Source organism: Pseudomonas frederiksbergensis, from assembly GCF_900105495.1.
GTDB classification, from domain to species: Bacteria; Pseudomonadota; Gammaproteobacteria; order Pseudomonadales; family Pseudomonadaceae; genus Aquipseudomonas; species Aquipseudomonas frederiksbergensis.
In genome coordinates this window covers 3813513-3835766 of sequence record NZ_FNTF01000002.1, presented here as the reverse complement: position 1 = coordinate 3835766, position 22254 = coordinate 3813513, and the positions used below count along the sequence as shown (strand labels likewise).

The 22254-nt window shown below is 60.3% G+C and carries 19 protein-coding genes; 8 read left to right on the top strand and 11 right to left on the bottom strand.

Going from position 1 to position 22254, the window contains the following annotated elements; genetic code table 11:
* Positions 1-11: 11 nt before the first annotated feature.
* Positions 12-1295 carry a Zn-dependent hydrolase gene (locus BLW70_RS18185; protein ID WP_074876214.1) on the bottom strand — a complete coding sequence of 428 codons (1284 nt, stop codon included), beginning with the start codon at positions 1293-1295 and terminating at the stop codon, positions 12-14.
* 129 nt (positions 1296-1424) lie between these two features.
* Positions 1425-2909 carry an NCS1 family nucleobase:cation symporter-1 gene (locus BLW70_RS18175; protein ID WP_074876210.1) on the bottom strand — a complete coding sequence of 495 codons (1485 nt, stop codon included), beginning with the start codon at positions 2907-2909 and terminating at the stop codon, positions 1425-1427.
* Positions 2910-3459: 550 nt separating this feature from the next.
* Here BLW70_RS18175 and hydA point away from each other — a divergent pair.
* From hydA to preA, 3 genes are all read left to right on the top strand, one after another.
* Positions 3460-4899 (top strand): dihydropyrimidinase, encoded by a 1440-nt coding sequence (hydA, locus tag BLW70_RS18170; RefSeq protein WP_074876208.1) that lies wholly within the window; start codon positions 3460-3462, stop codon positions 4897-4899.
* A gap of 157 nt (positions 4900-5056) precedes the next feature.
* Positions 5057-6424, top strand: coding sequence for an NAD(P)-dependent oxidoreductase (locus BLW70_RS18165; RefSeq protein ID WP_074880661.1), 1368 nt, complete (start codon positions 5057-5059; stop codon positions 6422-6424).
* On the top strand, positions 6425-7699 hold the full coding sequence (gene preA / locus BLW70_RS18160) for an NAD-dependent dihydropyrimidine dehydrogenase subunit PreA (RefSeq protein WP_074876206.1): 1275 nt from the start codon (positions 6425-6427) through the stop codon (positions 7697-7699).
* Between the two features lie 125 nt (positions 7700-7824).
* On the opposite strand, the gene BLW70_RS18155 is transcribed toward preA, so the two are convergent.
* A complete protein-coding gene (locus BLW70_RS18155) occupies positions 7825-8445 on the bottom strand; it encodes a TetR/AcrR family transcriptional regulator (RefSeq protein WP_008149783.1) in 621 nt (206 codons plus the stop codon).
* 140 nt (positions 8446-8585) lie between these two features.
* On the opposite strand from BLW70_RS18155, the gene copC reads away from it, so the two are divergent.
* The 5 genes from copC (at position 8586) to BLW70_RS18130 (ending at position 13434) form a co-directional block, all read left to right on the top strand.
* Positions 8586-8951 carry a copper homeostasis periplasmic binding protein CopC gene (copC, locus tag BLW70_RS18150; protein WP_074876204.1) on the top strand — a complete coding sequence of 122 codons (366 nt, stop codon included), beginning with the start codon at positions 8586-8588 and terminating at the stop codon, positions 8949-8951.
* 3 nt (positions 8952-8954) lie between these two features.
* The gene (copD, locus tag BLW70_RS18145; protein ID WP_074876202.1) at positions 8955-9815 is read left to right on the top strand and encodes a copper homeostasis membrane protein CopD; all 861 of its coding nucleotides are present in this window, start codon (positions 8955-8957) and stop codon (positions 9813-9815) included.
* 278 nt (positions 9816-10093) lie between these two features.
* A complete protein-coding gene (locus BLW70_RS18140) occupies positions 10094-11392 on the top strand; it encodes an OprD family porin (RefSeq protein WP_074876200.1) in 1299 nt (432 codons plus the stop codon).
* Positions 11393-11672: 280 nt separating this feature from the next.
* On the top strand, positions 11673-12491 hold the full coding sequence (locus BLW70_RS18135) for an NAD-dependent epimerase/dehydratase family protein (RefSeq protein WP_074876198.1): 819 nt from the start codon (positions 11673-11675) through the stop codon (positions 12489-12491).
* Positions 12492-12543: 52 nt separating this feature from the next.
* Entirely contained in the window at positions 12544-13434 is an 891-nt protein-coding gene (locus tag BLW70_RS18130; protein WP_074876197.1) for an SMP-30/gluconolactonase/LRE family protein, read from the top strand.
* 371 nt (positions 13435-13805) lie between these two features.
* On the opposite strand, the gene BLW70_RS18125 is transcribed toward BLW70_RS18130, so the two are convergent.
* The 8 genes from BLW70_RS18125 to exaC all read right to left on the bottom strand — a co-directional run bounded on the left by BLW70_RS18125 (position 13806) and on the right by exaC (position 22051).
* Positions 13806-15533, bottom strand: coding sequence for a PAS domain-containing hybrid sensor histidine kinase/response regulator (locus BLW70_RS18125; RefSeq protein ID WP_074876195.1), 1728 nt, complete (start codon positions 15531-15533; stop codon positions 13806-13808).
* Entirely contained in the window at positions 15517-16680 is a 1164-nt protein-coding gene (ercA, locus tag BLW70_RS18120; protein WP_074876193.1) for an alcohol dehydrogenase-like regulatory protein ErcA, read from the bottom strand. The genes BLW70_RS18125 and ercA overlap by 17 nt, the downstream gene beginning before the upstream one ends.
* Positions 16681-16914: 234 nt before the next feature.
* On the bottom strand, positions 16915-18057 hold the full coding sequence (gene pqqE / locus BLW70_RS18115; protein WP_074876192.1) for a pyrroloquinoline quinone biosynthesis protein PqqE: 1143 nt from the start codon (positions 18055-18057) through the stop codon (positions 16915-16917).
* A complete protein-coding gene (gene pqqD / locus BLW70_RS18110) occupies positions 18035-18307 on the bottom strand; it encodes a pyrroloquinoline quinone biosynthesis peptide chaperone PqqD (protein WP_074876190.1) in 273 nt (90 codons plus the stop codon). The genes pqqE and pqqD overlap by 23 nt, the downstream gene beginning before the upstream one ends.
* Positions 18304-19056 (bottom strand): pyrroloquinoline-quinone synthase PqqC, encoded by a 753-nt coding sequence (gene pqqC / locus BLW70_RS18105; protein WP_074876187.1) that lies wholly within the window; start codon positions 19054-19056, stop codon positions 18304-18306. Before pqqC ends, pqqD begins: the two co-directional genes overlap by 4 nt.
* Positions 19057-19199: 143 nt before the next feature.
* Positions 19200-20114, bottom strand: coding sequence for a pyrroloquinoline quinone biosynthesis protein PqqB (gene pqqB, locus BLW70_RS18100; RefSeq protein ID WP_074876185.1), 915 nt, complete (start codon positions 20112-20114; stop codon positions 19200-19202).
* Positions 20115-20169: 55 nt separating this feature from the next.
* Positions 20170-20241, bottom strand: a complete 72-nt coding sequence (gene pqqA / locus BLW70_RS18095; protein ID WP_003253598.1) for a pyrroloquinoline quinone precursor peptide PqqA — start codon at positions 20239-20241, stop codon at positions 20170-20172.
* Between the two features lie 289 nt (positions 20242-20530).
* The gene (gene exaC, locus BLW70_RS18090) at positions 20531-22051 is read right to left on the bottom strand and encodes an acetaldehyde dehydrogenase ExaC (RefSeq protein ID WP_074876184.1); all 1521 of its coding nucleotides are present in this window, start codon (positions 22049-22051) and stop codon (positions 20531-20533) included.
* Between the last annotated feature and the right edge of the window lie 203 nt (positions 22052-22254).

Genomic DNA, 22254 nt, shown 5'->3' with positions numbered 1-22254 from the left:
ATTTTTGCGTTTCAGGCTGCCGATGCTCCGCTGGCAATCGCCGCCGACGCCGCCAGCATCGCCCGCAACAACACCGCACACCCGGCCGCCAGGTCATCCGGCGCGGCATTTTCGATTTCGTTGTGGCTGATCCCGCCTTCGCACGGTACGAAAATCATCCCGGCCGGGCCGAGCTCAGCGAGGAAGATTGCGTCGTGCCCGGCTCCGCTGACGATGTCCATGTGTGACAGGCCCAAGCCTTGAGCGGCGCCACGTACCGCTTCGACGCAGCCTTTGTCGAAGTACAGCGGCGGGAAGTCCGCAGTGGGTGTGAGTTCGAAGGTCAGGCCGTGTTCCTCGCAGGTGGTTTCGATGACTTCGCGGACCTCGGCGATCATCGAGTCCAGTCGCGCCGGTTCCAGATGCCGGAAGTCCAGGGTCATGCGCACTTCGCCGGGGATGACGTTGCGTGAGCCGGGATAGGCTTGCAGGCAGCCGACAGTGCCGCAGGCGTGGGGTTGATGACCGAGGGCGGCGCGGTTGACTGCACCGACGATCACCGCGGCGCCGACCAGGGCGTCCTTGCGCAGGTGCATCGGCGTCGGGCCGGCGTGGGCTTCGACGCCGCGCAGTTTCAGGTCGAACCATTTCTGGCCGAGGGCGCCCATCACCACGCCGATGGTTTTGTGTTCGTCTTCGAGGATCGGGCCTTGTTCGATATGGGCCTCGAAATAGGCACCGACGGCATGCCCGCTGACCTTGCGCTCGCCAGCATAGCCAATGGCGTTCAAGGCTTCACCGACAGTGACACCCTCGGCATCGACCTTGGCCAGGGTTTCTTCGAGGGTGAATTTTTCCGCGAACACGCCGGAGCCCATCATGCATGGCGCGAAGCGTGAGCCTTCCTCATTGGTCCAGACCACGACTTCCAGTGGCGCTTCGGTTTCCACGCCCAGGTCATTGAGGGTGCGCAGCACTTCGACCCCGGCCAGTACGCCAAAGCAGCCGTCGAACTTGCCGCCGGTGGGTTGGGTGTCGATGTGGCTGCCGGTCATCACGGGTGGCAGGTTCGGGTTGCGGCCCGGACGGCGGGCGAAGATGTTGCCGACAGCGTCGATGCTGACGGTGCAACCGGCCTCCTCGCACCAGTTGACGAAAATGTCCCGGGCCTGACGGTCGAGGTCGGTCAGGGCCAGGCGACAGACGCCGCCCTTGACCGTGGCGCCGAGCCTGGCCAGGTCCATGAGCGACTGCCACAAGCGGTCGCGGTTGATGTGCTGATGGGTGGACTGCAGAACGTCTACGGCAGCGTTCATGATGATCTCCTCAGTTTTTCTTCTGATAGTTCCCACGCTCTGCGTGGGAATTCATCCATGGACGCTCTGCGTCCGCTTCAGGGACGCGGAGCGTCCCGGGCTGCATTCCCACGCAGAGCGTGGGAACGATCAAACCGTGGATTTTGCGATTGATGGGCTGGGGCGCATCGAGCACAACCCGTAATAAATCAGCCCACCCAGCACCGAGCCGGTGAACCAGCCATAGTCGTAGAACCAGCTGAATGCATCGCTGCCGAGCGACAGCAGCGTCAGCGCCACCGGCACTCCAAAGGCAATGAACCCGAACCAGTTCCACGCCGGGTAAACGTCATCGCGATAGAGGCCAGCCAGGTCCAGTTGCTGTTTCTTGATCAGGAAATAGTCCACCACCATGATTCCGGCGATCGGGCCCAACAGGCTCGAATAGCCCAGCAACCAGTTGGAATACACCGTCTCCAGGCTTAAATCCGAGACGATCAAACCGAGCTTCTTCAACAGCTCATGGGCCATCAGCGCCAAACCGACCAGGCCGGTGAGCATCACCGCTTTGGTGCGGTTGATGAATTTAGGTGCAACGTTCTGGAAATCATTGGTCGGCGAAACGATGTTGGCCGCGGTGTTGGTCGACAGCGTGGCGATGATGATCAGCGCCATGGCCAGTGCCACCCAGACCGGGCTCTGGATATGCCCGATCAGGGTGACCGGATCGGAGACGGTGACGCCCACCAGTTTTACCGAGGCGGCGGTCATCACCACGCCGAGGGAGGCGAACAGAAACATGGTCAGGGGCAAGCCGATAATCTGCCCGACGATCTGGTCCTTCTGGCTTTTCGCAAAGCGGCTGAAATCCGGAATGTTCAGGGACAAGGTGGCCCAGAACCCGACCATGGCGGTCAGCCCGGCGGCAAAGTAACTGGCCACGCTGGCCCCTTCCGGACGCTTGGCCGGGATCGCCATCAACTCGGTCATCGACACGTTCGGCATCGCCCACACCAGCAGCCCCACGCCCACCAGCACCAACAACGGTGCCGAGAGGGTTTCCAGCCATTTGATCGAGTCCGCGCCGCGAATCACCACCCACAGGTTCAAGGCCCAGAACACCATGAAGCCGATCACTTCACCGGTACCGCCGAGGGATTTCCAACCGTCGAACACCGAGCCGAGAAACAGGTGAATGGCCAGCCCGCCGAACATCGTCTGAATGCCGAACCAGCCACACGCCACCAGCGCCCGGATCAGGCACGGAATGTTCGAACCGAGGATGCCGAAGGACGAACGCAACAACACCGGAAACGGAATGCCGTACTTGGTGCCGGGAAAGGCGTTCAGGGTCAACGGGATCAAGACGATGATGTTGGCGAACAGAATAGCCAGCAGCGCTTCGCCGACGCTCAGGCCGAAATGCGCAGTGAGCACACCGCCGAGGGTGTAGGTCGGCACGCAAATCGCCATGCCCACCCATAACGCGGTGATGTGCCATTTGTTCCAGGTTCGTTCGTGCACCTTGGTCGGTGCCATGTCGTGGTTGTAACGGGGGCTGTCGAGGACGTCACTGCCGGCTTCGAGCTCAAACAAGCCGTCGCGCTCGGTCACTTGCGATCTGATCTGTTGCATGGCCGCTCCACTGTTCTTTTGATTATTGTTGCTCATCAGGGGCTGACGGGATCAATTAACGTGCCGGTTACCCCGTTTGCGCATCGGGCAGTTCCATAAACGCTTCATAACCAACTGATGTTTATCAGTTTTATTGATTTAGCCGATGAGTCATCGGTTACTTGCCTGTTCACTCAGGCCGAATGCCAGGCAAGTTGTCCGAACAGTCAGGACTCAATCTGGTGCATACCACTTTTTTTCAATGTCGCGCATCAACCATAGACCATTCTCAAGCGGCTGATTTCACATAAGAAATCTCGTCTATTTTTACAACCTGTCAAGTGCGTCAAAATGGTGAGAGGCCTCACCATTTTGGTGATTTTTACAATTAATCTTTAATTATCAATAACTTATAAAAGTTATAAGCATATAAAAATATTCTTGCTCAATCCTCAAACTCAGACTAGCGTTTATTCCTGACAGCGCTGACAGGAATACACCTGTTTGCGCAGGCTTCCTATAAAACATTTAGAACCGGCACAAGTCGGTCATTGCCTGCGAGGAACTCGGAATGTCTCTGTTGATCCGTGGCGCCACCGTTATTACCCATGATGAGAGTTATCGCGCCGACGTCTATTGCGCCGACGGCGTGATCAAAGCCATCGGTGAAAATCTTGATGTTCCGGCGGGTGCCGAAGTGCTCGACGGCAGTGGCCAATACCTGATGCCCGGCGGCATCGATCCGCACACGCACATGCAACTGCCCTTCATGGGTACGGTGGCCAGCGAAGACTTCTTCAGCGGCACCGCGGCGGGACTTGCCGGTGGCACGACGTCGATCATCGACTTTGTGATTCCCAACCCGCAGCAATCCTTGATGGAAGCGTTTCATCAGTGGCGCGGTTGGGCCGAGAAGTCGGCGTCGGATTACGGTTTCCATGTCGCGATCACCTGGTGGAGCGAACAGGTGCGCGAGGAAATGGCCGAGCTGGTCAGCCAGCACGGGGTCAACAGCTTCAAGCATTTCATGGCCTACAAGAACGCGATCATGGCCGCCGACGACACCCTGGTAGCGAGTTTCGAGCGCTGCCTGGAGTTGGGCGCGGTGCCGACCGTGCATGCGGAAAACGGTGAGCTGGTCTATCACCTGCAACGCAAGTTGATGGCCCAGGGCATGACCGGCCCGGAAGCGCATCCGTTGTCGCGCCCTTCGCAGGTGGAAGGTGAAGCGGCCAGTCGGGCGATCCGCATTGCCGAAACGTTAGGCACGCCGCTGTACCTGGTGCACGTCTCGACCAAGGAAGCCCTCGACGAAATAACCTACGCCCGCAGTAAGGGCCAACAAGTCTACGGCGAAGTCCTGGCCGGGCATTTACTGCTGGACGACAGCGTCTACCAACACCCGGACTGGCAGACCGCCGCCGGTTACGTGATGAGCCCGCCCTTCCGTCCGCGCGGCCATCAAGAGGCGCTTTGGCACGGCTTGCAATCGGGCAACCTGCACACCACCGCCACCGACCATTGCTGCTTCTGTGCCGAACAAAAAGCGGCTGGCCGTGACGACTTCAGCAAGATCCCAAATGGCACGGCCGGTATCGAAGACCGCATGGCAGTGCTCTGGGATGAAGGAGTGAACACCGGGCGTTTGTCGATGCAGCACTTCGTGGCGCTTACCTCCACCAACACCGCAAAAATCTTCAACCTCTACCCGCGCAAAGGCGCGATTCGCGTCGGTGCGGACGCAGACCTGGTGCTGTGGGATCCAGAAGGTACGCGGACGATTTCAGCGCAGACTCACCATCAGCAAGTGGACTTCAACATCTTCGAAGGCAAGACCGTACGCGGTGTGCCGAGCCACACCGTCAGCCAGGGCCGGGTGGTGTGGGCCGATGGTGATTTGCGCGCCGAGCGCGGTGCCGGGCGGTATGTCGAGCGGCCGGCATATCCGGCGGTGTTTGATTTGCTGAGCAAGCGGGCTGAGTTGAACAAGCCTGTTGCCGTGAAACGCTGAGATCGAGGCCTTCGGCCATCGCGGGCAAGCCACGCTCCCACAGGGGAATGCATTTCAAATGTGGGAGCGTGGCTTGCCCGCGATGGCGGCAGTCCTGACAACACAAAAACCAATGCCCATCAGAGGCAGCACCTCAAATAACCGTGAGGCCAACACCGTGATCAAGACCCTGAACCACCTCCCGCATCCGCACGAGAATGCGGCCGCCCTCGCCGGCCATTTCACCGATCTGGCGCCACCGCTCAACGACCGCCAGGCCCATCTGGAAGCCTCGCGCTGCCTGTATTGCTACGACGCGCCATGCGTGAATGCCTGTCCGAGCGAGATCGACATTCCGTCGTTCATCCGCAATATCCACCAGGAAAACGTTCAGGGTGCCGCGCAGAAAATCCTCTCGGCGAACATCCTCGGCGGCAGTTGCGCCCGGGTGTGCCCGACGGAAGTGCTTTGCCAGCAAGCCTGCGTGCGCAACAACGACCATGAATGCGCACCGGTGCTGATCGGCCTGTTGCAACGTTACGCCGTCGACAATGCCCACTTCAGCGAACACCCCTTCACGCGTGCGGCCTCAACCGGCAAGCGCATCGCCGTGGTGGGCGCCGGCCCGGCCGGTTTGTCCTGCGCTCATCGCAGTGCCATGCACGGTCATGACGTGGTGATTTTCGAGGCACGGGAAAAGGCTGGCGGCCTCAACGAATACGGGATCGCCAAGTACAAACTGGTGGATGACTACGCGCAGAAGGAGCTTGAGTTCCTATTGGAAATCGGCGGGATCGAAATCCGCCACGGGCAGAAACTTGGAGAGAACCTGACGCTCAGCGATCTGCATCAGCAATTCGATGCGGTGTTCCTCGGCCTCGGCCTGGCCGCCAGCAAACAGCTGGGTCTTGCTCATGAAGATGCACCGGGCCTGCTCGCCGCTACTGACTACATCCGCGAACTGCGTCAGGCCGATGACCTGACTCAACTTCCCCTCGCTGACCGTTGTATCGTTTTGGGCGCCGGCAACACCGCCATCGACATGGCCGTGCAAATGGCACGTCTGGGGGCACGCGACGTCAATCTGGTGTACCGCCGCGGTGTCGATGAAATGGGCGCGACAGGTCACGAACAGGACATCGCCAAGGCCAATCAGGTGCGGTTGTTGACTTGGGCTCAACCGGAAGAAGTGCTACTCGATGATCAAGGCAACGTGCGCGGCATGCGCTTCGCCCGCACTCACCTGGTAGACGGTCGCCTGCAAACCACCGGCGAAACCTTCGAACTGGCCGCAGATGCGATCTTCAAAGCCATCGGCCAGGCCTTCGACGCCAGCGCCCTCGCCGACCCGCTGGCCCGTGAACTCAAGCGTCAAGGCGAGCGGATTCAAGTGGACGAAAACCTGCGCACCAGCATCCCCGGCGTGTACGCCGGCGGTGACTGCACCAGTCTCGATCAGGACCTCACCGTGCAGGCCGTGCAACACGGCAAACGGGCCGCCGAGGCGATCAACACCCAACTCATGCTCAACGTGGAGGCTGCGTAAATGGCCGATCTCTCGATTGTCTTCGCCGGCATCAAAGCCCCCAATCCGTTCTGGCTGGCCTCCGCGCCACCCACCGACAAGGCCTACAACGTGGTCCGCGCCTTCGAGGCCGGCTGGGGTGGCGTGGTCTGGAAAACCCTGGGTGAAGACCCGGCGGCGGTTAACGTGTCGTCGCGTTACTCGGCACACTTTGGTGCCAATCGCGAAGTGGTGGGCTTCAACAACATCGAACTGATCACCGATCGCTCGCTGGAGATCAACCTGCGGGAAATCACTCAGGTCAAAAAAGACTGGCCGGACCGCGCGCTGATCGTGTCGCTGATGGTGCCCTGCGTCGAAGAATCCTGGAAAACCATCCTGCCACTGGTGGAAGCCACCGGCGCCGATGGCATCGAACTGAACTTCGGTTGCCCGCACGGGATGCCGGAGCGCGGCATGGGCGCGGCGGTCGGCCAGGTGCCGGAGTACGTCGAACAGGTCACCCGTTGGTGCAAGACGTACTGCTCGCTGCCGGTAATCGTCAAGCTCACGCCGAACATCACCGACATTCGCGTCGCCGCCCGCGCGGCCCATCGCGGTGGTGCGGATGCGGTGTCGTTGATCAACACGATCAACTCGATCACCAGCGTCAACCTGGAGCGCATGGTCGCCAATCCCGCCGTGGGCAGTCAAAGCACCCACGGCGGATATTGCGGTTCGGCGGTCAAGCCCATTGCGCTGAACATGGTCGCCGAAATTGCCCGCGACCCACAGACCCAAGGCCTGCCAATCTCCGGCATTGGCGGCATCGGCAGCTGGCGCGACGCGGCGGAATTCATTGCGCTGGGCAGCGGCTCGGTGCAGGTGTGCACGGCGGCGATGCTGCATGGCTTTCGGATTGTCGAGGAGATGAAGGACGGTTTATCGCGCTGGATGGACAGTCAGGGCTATGCCAGCGTGTCGGAATTTTCCGGGCGTGCGGTGGGCAACACCACGGACTGGAAGTATCTGGACATCAACTATCAAGTGATTGCCAGGATTGACCAGGAGGCCTGCATCGGTTGCGGTCGTTGCCACATTGCTTGCGAAGACACTTCGCACCAGGCGGTTGCGAGCCTTAAGCAGGCGGACGGGACGCATAAATATGAAGTGATTGATGATGAGTGCGTGGGGTGCAATCTGTGTCAGATCACGTGCCCGGTGCAGGATTGTATCGAGATGGTGCCGATGGAGAATGGGAAGCCGTTTCTGGATTGGAATCATGATCCGCGCAATCCCTACCATGTCAGCCCTTGAGGTCAGAGGCGCCTGAACCGACGCCATCGCGAGCAGGCTCGCTCCCACATTGGATCTTCAGTGTTCAGTAGAACCCTGTGGGAGTGAGCCTGCTCGCGATGAGGCCAGCAGCAACACCGCAAAAGTTAGGGCTCCAACCCAATCCCCCGCAAGATCACACTCGTCACCGTCTGCACCGCCCGCTCGAACTGCATGTCCGACAATGGCTGGTGGTCATTCAGAATATTCACCTGATGATCAAAGTCGGCGTAGTGCTGGGTCGACGCCCAGATCATGTACAGCAGGCTCGAAGGTTCCACCGGCAGGATGCGTTTGTCGTCTACCCACTGGCGAATTTTCGCTTCTTTCATCTTGGCCCAGTCGTACAGACTGACGTCCAGTTTCTCACCCAGCGTTGGCGCACCATGGATGATTTCGTTGGCCCAGACTTTGGAGCCGTAAGGCCGGCTGCGGGAGTGGTTCATCTTGGCGCGGATGTAGCTGCTGAGCACCACGCGCGGGTCGTCGAACATCTCGAAGCACAGGGCGTCCTGTTTCCACACTTCCAGCAGACCCAACAGCACAGCGCTGTACAGCTCGCTCTTGGTGCTGAAGTAGTAATGCAGGTTGGAGCGCGGCAGTTGCACTTCGGCAGCGATGTCGGCCATGGCAGTGCCGCCGAAACCTTTTTCGGCGAAAACCTTTTCGGCTCCCAACAGAATTTTCTCGACGTTACTGCGACGAATCTCGATCTTGTGATTGCCCATGAGGGCTCCCTGACAACAGCGTTGCTCAAGACTAGCATCCGCTCTACCTCGCGGCGACAAGGGAAAACGAAACTTCGTACACCCAGCTACACGCAGGTAAACTGACCGCCTTTTCGAACCCGCCTCAGAGGTATTCCACGATGCTGTTCAAGAAAACCCTGACCACCGTCGCCCTGCTCGGCTCGCTGTTCGCCGCTTCATCGGTGTTTGCCCACGCCCATCTGAAAGACCAGACCCCGGCCGCCGACAGCACGGTGAGCGCACCGTCGGAACTGCGCCTGGTGTTTTCCGAAGGCGTTGAAGCGACCTTTTCCAAGGTCTCGATCAGCAAGGACGGCAGCGAAGTGCCGGTGAAGGGCCTCGCCACCGAAGGCAGCGACAAGAAAACCCTGATCGTCACCCCGGCTGCACCGTTGGCAGCGGGGGCCTACAAAATCGAATGGCACGCGGTGTCGGTCGATACCCACAAAAGCGAAGGCGCCTATAGCTTCAAGGTTGGCCAGTAATTCATGACGAGCGCGCTGGTGCTGTGCCGCTTTGTGCATTTCACCGTCGTGCTGTTGCTGTTCGGGACGTGGGTGTTCAGGCCGCTGCTGGTCAATGGCAACCCTGGACATCTGGATCAGCGACTGACGAAAACAACCCGCTGGCTGGCGGTGACGGCGCTGGTCACTGGCGTCAGCTGGTTGCTGCTGATCACCGCCAGCATGGCCGGCTCATGGGACACGGCATTCGATCCGTCAACCCTGCGACTGGTACTCGGCAATACATTTTTCGGTCAGGTCTGGCGCTGGCACTTGTTTCTCAATGGGCTGTTGATCGCGCTGCTGATGTCGCCCTTGCGTGCAAACCTGCCCCTGCGAATCGGCCTCGCCAGCCTGCTGCTGGCCACCCTCGCCCCGGTCGGCCACGGGGCCATGCTCGACGGCCTCTACGGCCAATTGCTGATCCTCAATCAAATCATTCACCTGACGTGCGTCGGTGCCTGGCTCGGCGGTTTGATGGTGTTGGTGCTGATCCTGCGGCAGCCGGCAGAGCATTCTATCAAGGCGACCTTGCAACGCTTCAGCGGCATTGGTTACGTCTTGGTGGCGGGGTTGGTGATGACCGGTTTGATCAACGTGCGGGTACTAACCGGGCAATTCTGGCCTACGCCATTGCTATCCGGGTTTGCGCTGATTCTGTTGATCAAGGTTGTGCTCGTCGCGGCGATGCTGGGGCTGGCGTTGTTCAATCGGCTGCGGATCAAGCATTGCGAGCAACGACTGCCAATGCTGAAAACCAGCGTGATCATGGAATGGTTTCTGGGGATTGGCGCGGTGGCGGCGGTTTCCCTGCTGGGGACCATGCCCCCGATGATCGTGAGCTAAAACACAAAACCCTGTGGGAGCGAGCCGGCTCCGGGCGGCGTTCCGACGATGACGGTAGAACAGACACCACTGCAGTGAATGTCAGACCGCTATCGTCGGAACGCCGCCCGGAGCCGGCTCACTCCCACAGGGGTTCTTCGACATACCTTAAAATCGCGCCAAGTCATCGTACAACTTCTGATTGACATTCCCCGTAACACTTGTAAATAATCCGCCCCAACGTTGTACGACGACGTATAACAAAAAATAAAAACAACAAGAAACACGGGAGCGTCACTGTGAGCAAGCTCGTCCGCAATTCCTCCGTCAGCACCCCTCGCCCAACCTTCGCACGCCGTCACACCCTGAGCCTGATCGGTTGCAGCAGCCTGGCCCTCGCCCTGCCCATGACTAGCCATGCCGAAGGTTTCGTCGATGACGCCAAAGCCACGCTGAACCTGCGCAACTTCTACATCAACCGCAACTTCACCAACCCGGCCTACCCGCAGGGCAAGGCGGAAGAGTGGACGCAAAGTTTCATCCTCGATGCCAAATCCGGATTCACCCAAGGCCCCGTCGGTTTCGGCTTGGATGTGCTGGGCCTGTATTCGGAAAAACTCGACGGTGGCAAAGGCACGGGCGGCACCTCGTTGCTGCCGATTCATGACGACGGCCGCCCGGCCGACAATTACGGGCGCCTGGGTGTGGCGTTGAAAGCTAAAGTCTCGAAAACCGAATTAAAGGTCGGCGAATGGATGCCGGTGTTGCCGATCCTGCGCTCCGACGACGGCCGCTCCCTGCCGCAAACCTTCCGCGGTGGTCAGTTGACGTCCACCGAGATCAGTGGCCTGACGCTCTACGGTGGCCAGTTCCGCGCCAACAGCCCGCGCAACGATGCGAGCATGGAAGACATGTTCATGAACGGCAAATCCGCGGCCTTCACCTCGGACCGCTTCAACTTTGGCGGCGGTGAATATGCCTTCAACGAGAAGCGCACCCAGGTCGGCGTCTGGTACGCGCAACTCAGCGACATTTATCAGCAGCAGTATTTCAACCTGAGCCACAGCCAGCCCATCGGCGACTGGACCCTCGGCGCCAACCTTGGCTACTTCATCGGCAAGGAAGACGGCAGCGCCCTGGCCGGCGACCTCGACAACAAAACCGCGTTCGCCATGCTCTCGGCCAAATACGGCGGCAACACCTTCTTTGTCGGCCTGCAAAAACTCAGCGGCGACGATGCCTGGATGCGGGTCAACGGCACCAGCGGCGGCACCCTGGCTAACGACAGCTATAACTCCAGCTACGACAACGCCAAGGAACGATCCTGGCAGCTGCGTCACGACTACAATTTTGTGGCACTCGGCATTCCCGGCCTGACGATGATGAACCGCTACATCAGCGGCGATAACGTGCACACAGGCACCATCACCGACGGCAAGGAATGGGGCCGCGAATCAGAACTGGCTTACACCGTACAGAGCGGTGTGCTGAAGAACCTCAACGTCAAATGGCGTAACGCGTCGATCCGCAAGGACTTCAGCACCAATGAATTCGACGAAAACCGCATTATCATCAACTACCCGCTTTCGTTGCTGTAAGCCGGATCTTTGTAGCAGCTGGCGAAGCCTGCGTCCGGCTGCGAAGCAGTCGTAAACCCTGCGAGCGTGATTTTCCTGATGCACCGCGTCGGCTGATTTTACGACTGCTTCGCAGCCGGACGCAGGCTTCGCCAGCTGCTACATCGATTGCGGGGCGACCGGACCCTTCGTCAACTTCAATTGATGTGTCGTTGACAACTACCAGAAAGGCTAACGATACTTCGCCACAGTCATACGACAACCTACAACAACTAACAATAACTGCGTATCAGGGACTTCCATGACCACTACTCCCCCAGCCCCTTTCAATCGTCTCCTCCTGACCGGTGCCGCCGGTGGCCTCGGTAAAGTCCTGCGCGAACGCCTGCGGCCCTACGCCAATGTGATTCGCCTGTCGGACATCGCCGACATCGCCCCGGCCATCGATGACCGTGAAGAGGTCGTGCCCTGCGATCTGGCAGACAAGCAGGCAGTCCATCAGTTGGTTGAAGGCGTGGACGCGATCCTGCATTTCGGTGGCGTGTCGACGGAGCACTCGTTCGAAGAGATCCTCGGCGCCAACATCTGCGGCGTGTTCCACATTTATGAAGCCGCTCGCCGCCATGGTGTGAAGCGAGTGATTTTCGCCAGTTCCAACCACGTGATCGGCTTCTACAAGCAGGATGAAGTGATCGACGCCCACTCTCCTCGCCGCCCGGACAGCTACTACGGTTTGTCCAAGTCCTATGGCGAAGACATGGCCAGTTTCTACTTCGACCGCTACGGCATCGAGACCGTCAGCGTGCGCATCGGCTCCTCGTTCCCGGAACCGCTGAATCGCCGAATGATGAGCACCTGGTTGAGCTTCGGCGACCTGACGCAATTGCTCGAATGCGCGCTGTACGCCCCTGATGTCGGCCACACCGTGGTCTACGGCATGTCCGACAACAAGAACGTCTGGTGGGACAACCGTTTCGCCACCTGCCTGGGTTATGAACCCCAGGACAGCTCCGAAGTGTTCCGCGAAAAAATCGAAGCCCAACCAATACCAGCCGCTGATGACCCGGCACGGGTCTACCAGGGGGGTGCGTTTGTCGCGTCCGGCCCGTTCGGCGACTGAACCCGCGCACATCATTGATCCCGACAACAAAAACCCGAGGGAATGAGCTGTCATGCAAGCCGAATTGATCGTCGATGCCCGCAACGCAGTCGGTGAATGCCCGGTCTGGGTGCCCGAGGAAAACGCCCTGTATTGGGTCGATATTCCTGCCGGTGGACTTCAGCGCTGGAGCGCCGAAACCGGCCATGTCCACGCCTGGAGAGCACCGCAGATGCTTGCCTGCATTGCACGTCACCGCGATGGCGGTTGGGTTGCAGGGATGGAAAGCGGGTTCTTTCACCTGCACCCGCATAACGATGGCAGCCTCGACAGCAATCTCCTGGCGCCGGTCGAACACGCCCGCACAGACATGCGCCTGAACGACGGTCGCTGCGATCGTCAGGGGCGTTTCTGGGCCGGCAGCATGGTGCTGAACATGGGCGCCAACGCTGCCGACGGCGCGCTTTACCGCTACAGCGCCGGGCAACACGGGCCGCTCGAGGTGCAACTCGGCGGGTTTATCGTGCCCAACGGTCTGGGTTTCAGCCCGGACGGGCGGACGATGTACCTGTCTGACTCTCATCCTCTGGTCCAGCAAATCTGGGCCTTCGATTACGACACCGACAGTGGCACACCGTCCAACCGACGGCTGTTTGTCGACATGCATCAGTTCGCTGGTCGTCCCGATGGCGCAGCGGTCGATGCCGAAGGCTGCTACTGGATTTGCGCCAATGACGCCGGGTTGATTCACCGTTTCACTCCCGACGGCCGGCTGGACCGTTCCCTCGCCGTGCCGGTGAAAAAACCAAGCATGTGCGCCTTCGGCGGCAGTCGCCTGGACACCCTGTTCGTAACCTCGATCCGACCCGGCGACGACCATGACGAACAGTCACTGGCCGGCGGTGTGTTCGCCCTAGATCCCGGCGTCAAAGGCTTGCCGGAGCCGTTGTTCAACGATTGCTGATCACCCAGCTTTGAATGATGTGACTTGGCTGGCGAGGTCTCCCTGTGGCGAGGGAGCTTGCTCCCGCTGGGTCGCGCAGCGGCCCCCTGCAATTTTTCAGACAGTCCGAGTTTCCTGTATTTGCGACTGCTTCGCAGCCGAGCGGGAGCAAGCTCCCTCGCCACAAAAGCCTTTCAATGAGCTAGTAAAAATCAACATGACGCCAATAACTCTGGAACTCGAAGACGAATTCACCCACCTCACCCTCGCCCCGAACTCGGTGGCAGCGTCGTCAACTGGAGCATGCGCGGCACGGCTCTGCCACTGGTGCGAGGATTGCGTTTGCTGAAGCAAGGCGAGTCAGCCGAGCTCGGTTTCAGCCTGCACTATCGCTACCCCAGCAACTGACTCAGCACCGCGCGCAACTTGCCGGGTTTCACCGGTTTGTTCAGCAGTGGCGCATCGAGTCGCTGCAATGAGCGCCGACACTGATCCGTGCGGTCGGCAGTGATGATCACTGCCGGAATGGCCTGGTGGTAATGCTCGCGCAAATGCCTGACCACATCGCAGCCCACCACGCCGTGATCGAGATGGTAGTCCGCCAGAATCAATTCCGGCGCTCGCCCCTGCAACGCAGCCAATGCAGAGAACTCATCGGTGGCCGTGACCACCTCGCAGCCCCATTGCCCGAGCAGCGCGCTCATGCTTTCGAGGATGCTCACTTCATTGTCCAGTACCAGCAAACGCCGGCCAGGCAATGGATTTCCGGTGCCGGGTTGTGGTGCCGCCAAACTGATCGGCAGCGGAACCTCATGGGAAATCGGCACGTCGATGCTGAACATCGAGCCGCGCCCCGGCAACGAATGAACCCCGACTTTGTAGCCGAGGATCTTGGCGATGCGCTCAACGATGGCCAGCCCCAGGCCCACACCCTTGCGGTCGGCGGCGCGGCCGACGTCCAGTTGGTTGAACTCGAGGAAGATCGAATCCAGTCGGTCCGCCGCGATCCCGCGCCCGGTGTCCCAGACTTCCAGGCGCAGCATTTCACCCCGGCGCCTGGCCCCCAGCAGGATGCTGCCTTCGTCGGTGTAGCGACAGGCGTTGCTGAGGAAGTTGCGCAGAATCCGCGTCATCAGCCGCAGGTCGGTGCTGATGGCGTAATCGCCCATGTGCACCCGCAGGTTCAACCCTGCGGCCTGGGCCACTGACTGGAACTCCGACACCAGCGGCGCGAGCAATTCATCGAGGCGATACAGCGCAATATCCGGTTTGACCGCGGCCTGATCGAGCCGGGAAATATCCAGCAAATCGGTGAGCAGATCCTCCGCCCCTTCGAGCGCCTGGTGAGTCCGCTCCACCAGCACCTGTTCGACGTCGGGCAGCTTGCGTTCGCGCAGGGTCGAGATCAGCAAACGCGCGGCATTGAGCGGTTGCAACAGGTCATGACTGGCGGCGGCGAGGTATTTGTCCTTGCTGCGATTGGCGGCCTCGGCGGCGTCCCGGGCATCGCGCAAGGCTTGGGCGATCTGTTTACGCTGGGTGATTTGCTGTTGCAGGTTACGGTTGGCTTCCAGCAATTCGTCGGTGCGCGCGGTGACCCGCTGCTCCAGTTCATCATTGAGTTGTTGCAGACGCTGCTGGGCGAGTTTGCGTTCAGTGATGTCGGCGACAAAACCTTCCACCAGCCCTTCCTGATCAGGTTTGAGCAACAGGTTCATCAACACGTCGACGCTGCTGCCATCCTTGCGCCGCAATTGGGTTTCGTAGCCAAGCAGACTGCGCTCGCGCTTGAGCATTTCACCGATGTTTTCCAGCTCTTGCGCGCCGTTGACAAACAGGTTGCTCGCCAGATCAGCCAGCGAAAACAGCACTTCCTGGGGATTGTCGTAGCCGAGCATCCGCGCCAGTGCCGGGTTGGCGGCGCGCATGCCTTCCAGGAGGCTGGCCTGGAAGATCCCGTGGACCGCGTTTTCGAACAGCCATTTGTAGCGATTGCGCTCGGCTTCCAGCTCGTCGAGGCGCGCGGCCAGTTCCGGGTAATGACTCTTGCGCGCCGAGTGGCTGCCTAATCCCAGTAACCCCGCCAGCGCCCGTTGCTGTTCGTCAGAGGGCTTCGCCATAGACGACCTCGACATCACGCTGACTGGACTCGCGCGGGTTGGTCAGGATGCACGGGTCGTGCATGGCGTGTTGCGACAGGAACGGAATGTCCGCGGTGCTGACCCCGTGCAATCCGAGGGTTTCGTGGAAGCCGATGGCGTGTTTCAACGCAATCAGGTGTTCGACCAGACGCCCGCAAATCTGACGGTGATTCAAGCCACGGCAATCGATGCCAAAGGTCTCGGCGATCACCTTGAAGCGCTCGGGCGCCGAGCTGTAGTTGAACGCCACCACGTGTTCCACCAGCACCGCGTTGCACAGCCCATGAGGCAAGTCGAGAAAGCCACCGAGGCTGTGGGACATGGCGTGCACCGCGCCGAGGATCGCGTTGGAGAACGCCAGCCCGGCCTGCATGCTGCCGAGCATGATTTTCTCGCGCAAGGCAATGTCGTGCGGGTTGGCGATCATCTGCACCAGGTTGCCGTTGATCAGGCGCATCGCTTCAAGTGCGTGGGGATCGGTCAACGGCCCGTGACCGGTGGATACAAACGCTTCGATGGCATGCACCAATGCATCGATGCCGGTACAGGCCGACAGGAACGGGTCCATGCTCAACGTGGTTTCCGGGTCGATCAGCGACACGTCCGGCACCACCGCCTTACTGACGATGGAGAATTTCATGCGTTCTTGCTGGTTGGAGATGATCACGAATTGCGAGACATCGGCCGAGGTCCCGGCGGTGGTCGGAATCAGGATCAGCGGCGGGCTCGGGACGCGGATGGTGTCCACGCCTTCGAATTCGAGAATGCTGCGCCCATGGGCGACGACAATGCCAATGCCTTTGCCGCAATCCATCGGGCTGCCGCCACCGACGGCCACGATCACATCGCAATGGTTTTCCCGGTACAGATCGGCGCCGAGCATCACTTCTTCGACCCGCGGGTTGGGCGAGACCGCGCTGTACAGGACGTACTCGATGCCCTGGGCCTGCAGGCTGGCCTCGACATCAGCGACCCAACCGGCGGCAATCACACCGGGATCGCTGACCAGCAGCACCTTGCGGGCACCAAAGGTTTTGGCGCAATTGCCGACGTTGTGCCGGCAGCCGGCACCAAAGATGATTTCAGGCGAAACGAATTTACGCAGTTGACTGAGACTCTGGCTCATTGGAAAGCCTGTTTTTATTGTTTTGGAAGGTAATGCCCACACTAAACCATCCGGCAGTGAATGCAATCAGACCAATGGGTAGCACGGCTGGTGTACTCAAATCCTGTGTCCACCGCAAATCCCCTGAGGGAGCGAGCCTGCTCGCGATGACGGAGTGTCAGGCAGCATCAATGGTGGCTGGAAGACCGCTATCGCGAGCAGGCTCACTCCCACAGGGGATTTGTGTTGTTTGATTCATCCGCGGTAGATCAATCGAGAAGCCTTCTCGTTGCGTAACGTCAGGTGTTCCATGCCCAGCCCCGGCGCCTCGGCTTCCTCGCGGGCCTTGAGAATCACACCGTGGTGCGGGGATTTGCTGCACACCGGGTCAGCGTTGGCGGCGTCGCCGGTCAGCATGAATGCCTGGCAGCGGCAGCCGCCCAGATCCTTGTGCTTTTCATCGCAGGAGCGGCACGGCTCCTTCATCCAGTCATCGCCACGAAAGCGATTGAAACCGAAAGAATCAGTCCAGATGTGCTCGATGCTGTGCTCGCGCACGTTGGGAAACTGCACCGGCAACTGGCGGGCGCTGTGGCAAGGCAATGCCGTGCCGTCGGGGGTGATGTCGAGAAACAGATTGGCCCAGCCGTTCATGCAGGTCTTGGGGCGTTCTTCGTAGTAATCCGGGGTGACGAAGATCAACTTGCACGGGTGGCCCTGTGCTTCAAGACGCTCGCGGTATTCGTTGGTGATGCGCTCGGCACGCTGCAATTGTTCACGCGTGGGCAACAGGCCGACGCGGTTGAGCTCGGCCCAACCGTAAAACTGGCACGTCGCCAATTCGACGAAATCGGCCTCCAGCTCCAGGCACAAGTCGATGATCTGCGCGATCTGGTCGATGTTGTGCCGATGGGTTACAAAGTTCAGCACCATCGGATAGCCCTGGGCTTTCACCGCTTGGGCCATGGCGAGTTTCTGGGCGAAGGCCTTGCGCGAACCGGCGAGCATGTTGTTCACCGCTTCGTCGGCGGCCTGGAAGCTGATCTGGATATGGTCCAGGCCCGCGACCTTGAAATCGCGGACTTTCTGTTCGGTCAAGCCAATGCCCGAGGTGATCAGGTTGGTGTAGTAACCCATGTCCCGGGCGGCCTTGATCAGTTCGGCCAGGTCCTGTCTTACCAACGGCTCGCCGCCGGAAAAGCCCAATTGCGCGGCGCCCATCTCTCGGGCTTCGCGGAATACCCGGATCCATTCTTCGGTGCTCAACTCTTCGCCTGATTGGGCAAAGTCCAGCGGGTTGGAGCAATACGGGCATTGCAGCGGGCAACGGTAAGTCAACTCCGCCAACAGCCACAGCGGCGGACCCGGACGCGAGTCACTCGATCCAGAATTGAGCATGGGCCACCTCCAGAAACGCCAGCACATCTTCGTCGATCCCCGGTACGCCGGGGAAATTCGCGGACAGTTGATCAATGATCGCCGCAACGCTGCGCTGGCCGTCTACCAGATCGAGGATCTGCCCGGCACTGTCGTTAAGTTTGATCATGCCTTCGGGGTACAGCAGCACGTGACAGTCCTGACGCGGCTCCCATTGCAGGCGAAAGCCCTGGCGCAGCGACGGTGATTGTTCGCGGTTGATCAGGCTCACAGGGCAATCCCCCGATGCCAGACCTGTTCCGTGGTGACGGTGTGATACGGCGGGCGCTCCAGTTCGTAGGCCATGCTCATGGCGTCGAGCATGCTCCACAGCACGTCGAGCTTGAATTGCAGGATTTCCAGCATGCGTTGCTGGCCTTCGACCGTGACGTAGTGCGCCAGGGTGATGCGTAAACCATGCTCGACATCCCGTCGCGCCTGACTCAGGCGAGTACGGAAATAGTCGTAACCGCCGACGTCGATCCACGGGTAATGGGTTGGCCAGGCATCGAGTCGCGATTGGTGGATCTGTGGCGCAAACAGCTCGGTCAGCGAACTGCTGGCGGCTTCCTGCCAACAGGCGCGACGGGCGAAATTGACGTAGGCGTCGACGGCGAAACGAACACCGGGCAGCACCAGTTCCTGCGAGAGGATTTGCTCGCGATCCAGCCCCACCGCTTCGCCCAGCCGCAGCCAGGCTTCGATGCCGCCTTCGCTGCCGGGTGCACCGTCGTGGTCGAGAATTCGTTGCAGCCACTCCCGGCGCACGTCGCGGTCCGGGCAGTTGGCGAGAATCGCCGCGTCCTTCAGGGGGATGTTCACCTGGTAGTAGAAGCGATTGGCGACCCAGCCCTGAATCTGCTCGCGGGTTGATCGGCCGGCGTACATGGCTTGGTGGAATGGATGATGGATGTGGTAATAGGCGCCTTTGGCGCGCAGGGCTGCTTCGAATTCGGCGGGGGTCATTGGGGTGGCAGTCATTGCGGTTCTCCGGGGAATCTGCGGTGTCTGGTCTGGCCCCATCGCGAGCAGGCTCGCTCCCACATTGGGATTGTGGTGTATACAAAATCTGTGTTCACACCGATCAACTGTGGGAGTGGGCTTGCTCGCGAAGAGGCCCTCCGCTACAGCTCAATACTCATGCCGTCATAGGCCACTTCGATCCCGCGCCGCTCAAGCAGCGCTCGCTCGGCGGAGTCTTCATCGAGGATCGGGTTGGTGTTGTTGATGTGGATCAGCACCTTGCGCTGGCGGGTGAAGCCCTCAAGGATTTCGAGCATGCCGCCGGGGCCGCTTTGCGACAGGTGACCCATTTCACTGCCCAGGTTCTGGCCGACCTCGCAGACTCGCATCTCGTCGTCGCGCCACAAGGTGCCGTCCAGCAACAGGCAATCGGCGCGTTGCATCCAGCTCAGCACCTCATCGTCGACCTGTCCCAGGCCCGGCGCGTAGAACAGCGAAGCACCACTGCGTCGATCTTCGATAAATAAACCAATGGTGTCGCCCGGCTGCGGATTGCCGCGATTGGGCGAGTACGGCGGTGCGTTGCTGACCAAGGGGATCGCGCGAAATCTCAGGTGTGCACACGCCGGGATGCTGAAGGGCTCGCGGTCGAGCCCGACCGGTTGCCACTGCAACCCGCCGTTCCAGTGCTTGAGCATGGTGAACAACGGGAAGCCGCTACTCAGGTCTTCATGGACCCGTTCGGTGCACCAGACCTGATGCGGGCAGCCTTCGCGCAGACTCAACAGGCCGGTGCAATGGTCGATCTGGCTGTCCAGCAGGACGACGCCGGCAATTGCGGTATCGCGCAACCGGCGCGCCGGTTGCAGCGGCGCGAAACTCTCGAGTTGCGCGCGAATGTCCGGTGAAGCATTGCACAGCACCCAATCCACACCGTTGTCGCTCAGGGCAATCGAGGACTGGGTGCGGCGTTGGGCCCGCAGGCTGCCATTGCGCATCGCGGCGCACTGGCGGCAGTTGCAATTCCATTGCGGAAAACCACCGCCAGCGGCGGATCCGAGAACGCGAATGTGCATGGGCAATGCTCCAGAAGGCAGGCCCGGCCAACGCAACAGCTGGCCGGGTGAACAATCAGCGGTTGGCGAAATACATCGTCACTTCGAAGCCAATGCGCAGATCGGTAAACGCGGGTTTAGTCCACATGGGTCAATCCTCTTCTTATGCCGGACGATTCCGGTAAAGCCATTAATGCACGGGGCGCCAGGCACTCGAATGCTACTTTCGAACGAGGTGGCGGCGTGCATTGGTAGGGGGTGTTAGAAGGTGCAGGCATTACACAAAACAGTGTGGCGAGGGAGCTTGCTCCCGCTGGGTCGCGAAGCGACCCCATTCCCGACAACCCGGTGCATCAGGCACACCGGGGGTTCCGGGATTGCGACGGCTGCGCCGTCGAGCGGGAGCAAGCTCCCTCGCCACAGGTACCGGAGTAGGACTAGAAGAACCCCATCGGGTTGATGTCGTAGCTCACCAGCAGGTTTTTGGTCTGCTGATAGTGGTCGAGCATCATCTTGTGGTTTTCACGGCCGACACCGGACTTCTTGTAGCCACCGAACGCGGCGTGGGCCGGGTACAGGTGGTAGCAGTTGGTCCAGACACGCCCGGCCTTGATCGCCCGGCCCATGCGGTAGGCGCGGTTGATGTCGCGGGTCCACAGACCGGCGCCGAGGCCAAACTCGCTGTCGTTGGCAATCGCCAGGGCTTCGGCTTCGTCCTTGAAGGTGGTGATACCCACCACCGGGCCAAAGATTTCTTCCTGGAACACGCGCATTTTGTTGTGGCCCTTGAGCAGGGTCGGCTGGATGTAATAACCCGTCGACAAGTCGCCCTCAAGACGCTCGGCCGCGCCGCCGGTGAGCAGCTCGGCGCCCTCCTCCTGGGCAATTGTCAGGTACGAGAGAATCTTGTCGTATTGCTGCTCGGACGCCTGGGCGCCGACCATGGTTTCGGTGTCCAGCGGGTTGCCGCGCTTGATCTTGACGATCTTCTTCATCACCACTTTCATGAAGTCGTCGTAGATCGACTCCTGCACCAAGGCGCGGGAAGGACAGGTGCAGACTTCGCCCTGGTTGAAGAACGCCAGCACCAAGCCTTCGGCAGCCTTCTCGATGAACTGCGGCTCGGCTTGCATGATGTCTTCGAAGAAGATGTTCGGCGACTTGCCGCCCAGTTCAACGGTGCTTGGAATGATGTTCTCGGCCGCGCATTTCATGATGTGCGCGCCAATCGGAGTGGAACCGGTGAAAGCAATCTTGGCGATGCGCTTGCTGGTGGCCAGCGCCTCACCGGCTTCGCGACCGAAACCCTGAACGATGTTCAGCACGCCAGGTGGCAGCAAATCGGCGATCAGTTCAGCGAAAACCATGATCGACAGCGGCGTCTGCTCGGCAGGCTTGAGTACCACGCAGTTACCGGCGGCCAGGGCCGGGGCGAGTTTCCAGGCGGCCATCAGCAGCGGGAAGTTCCACGGGATGATCTGTCCGACCACGCCCAGCGGCTCGTGGAAGTGATAGGCGGTGGTCAGCTCGTTGATCTCGGCGGCGCCGCCCTCTTGAGCGCGGATGCAACCGGCGAAGTAACGGAAATGGTCGGCGGCCAATGGCACGTCGGCATTCAGGGTTTCGCGCACGGCCTTGCCGTTGTCCCAGGTTTCGGTGACGGCAAGGATTTCCAGGTTCTGCTCGATGCGGTCGGCGATTTTCAGCAGCACCAGAGAGCGGTCCTGCGCCGAGGTCTTGCCCCAGGCGTCAGCGGCGGCATGCGCGGCGTCGAGGGCTTTCTCGATGTCGGCGGCGCTGGAGCGAGGGAATTCGGCGATCACTTCACCGGTAACTGGCGAAGAGTTGGTGAAGTACTCACCATTGACCGGGGCAACGAACTCGCCGCCGATGAAATTGCCGTAGCGCGGTTTGAACGTAACGACGGCGCCAGGTGTGCCAGGTTGTGCGTAGATCATGGTGGGCCTCTGTCTGGGTCGATGCCTGTCGGGCAAACAGGCGATGAACCGATAGTAGAGAGCCCTGCGCGCCAGACGAATGCGCCGTTGGCAGGAGGACTCTCGTTATTTGGTAGTAGGAGCTGAGCTTGCTCGCGATTGGAGCGCCACAGTCTTGATCGTTCCCACGCTCTGCGTGGGAATGCCTCTACGGACGCTCTGCG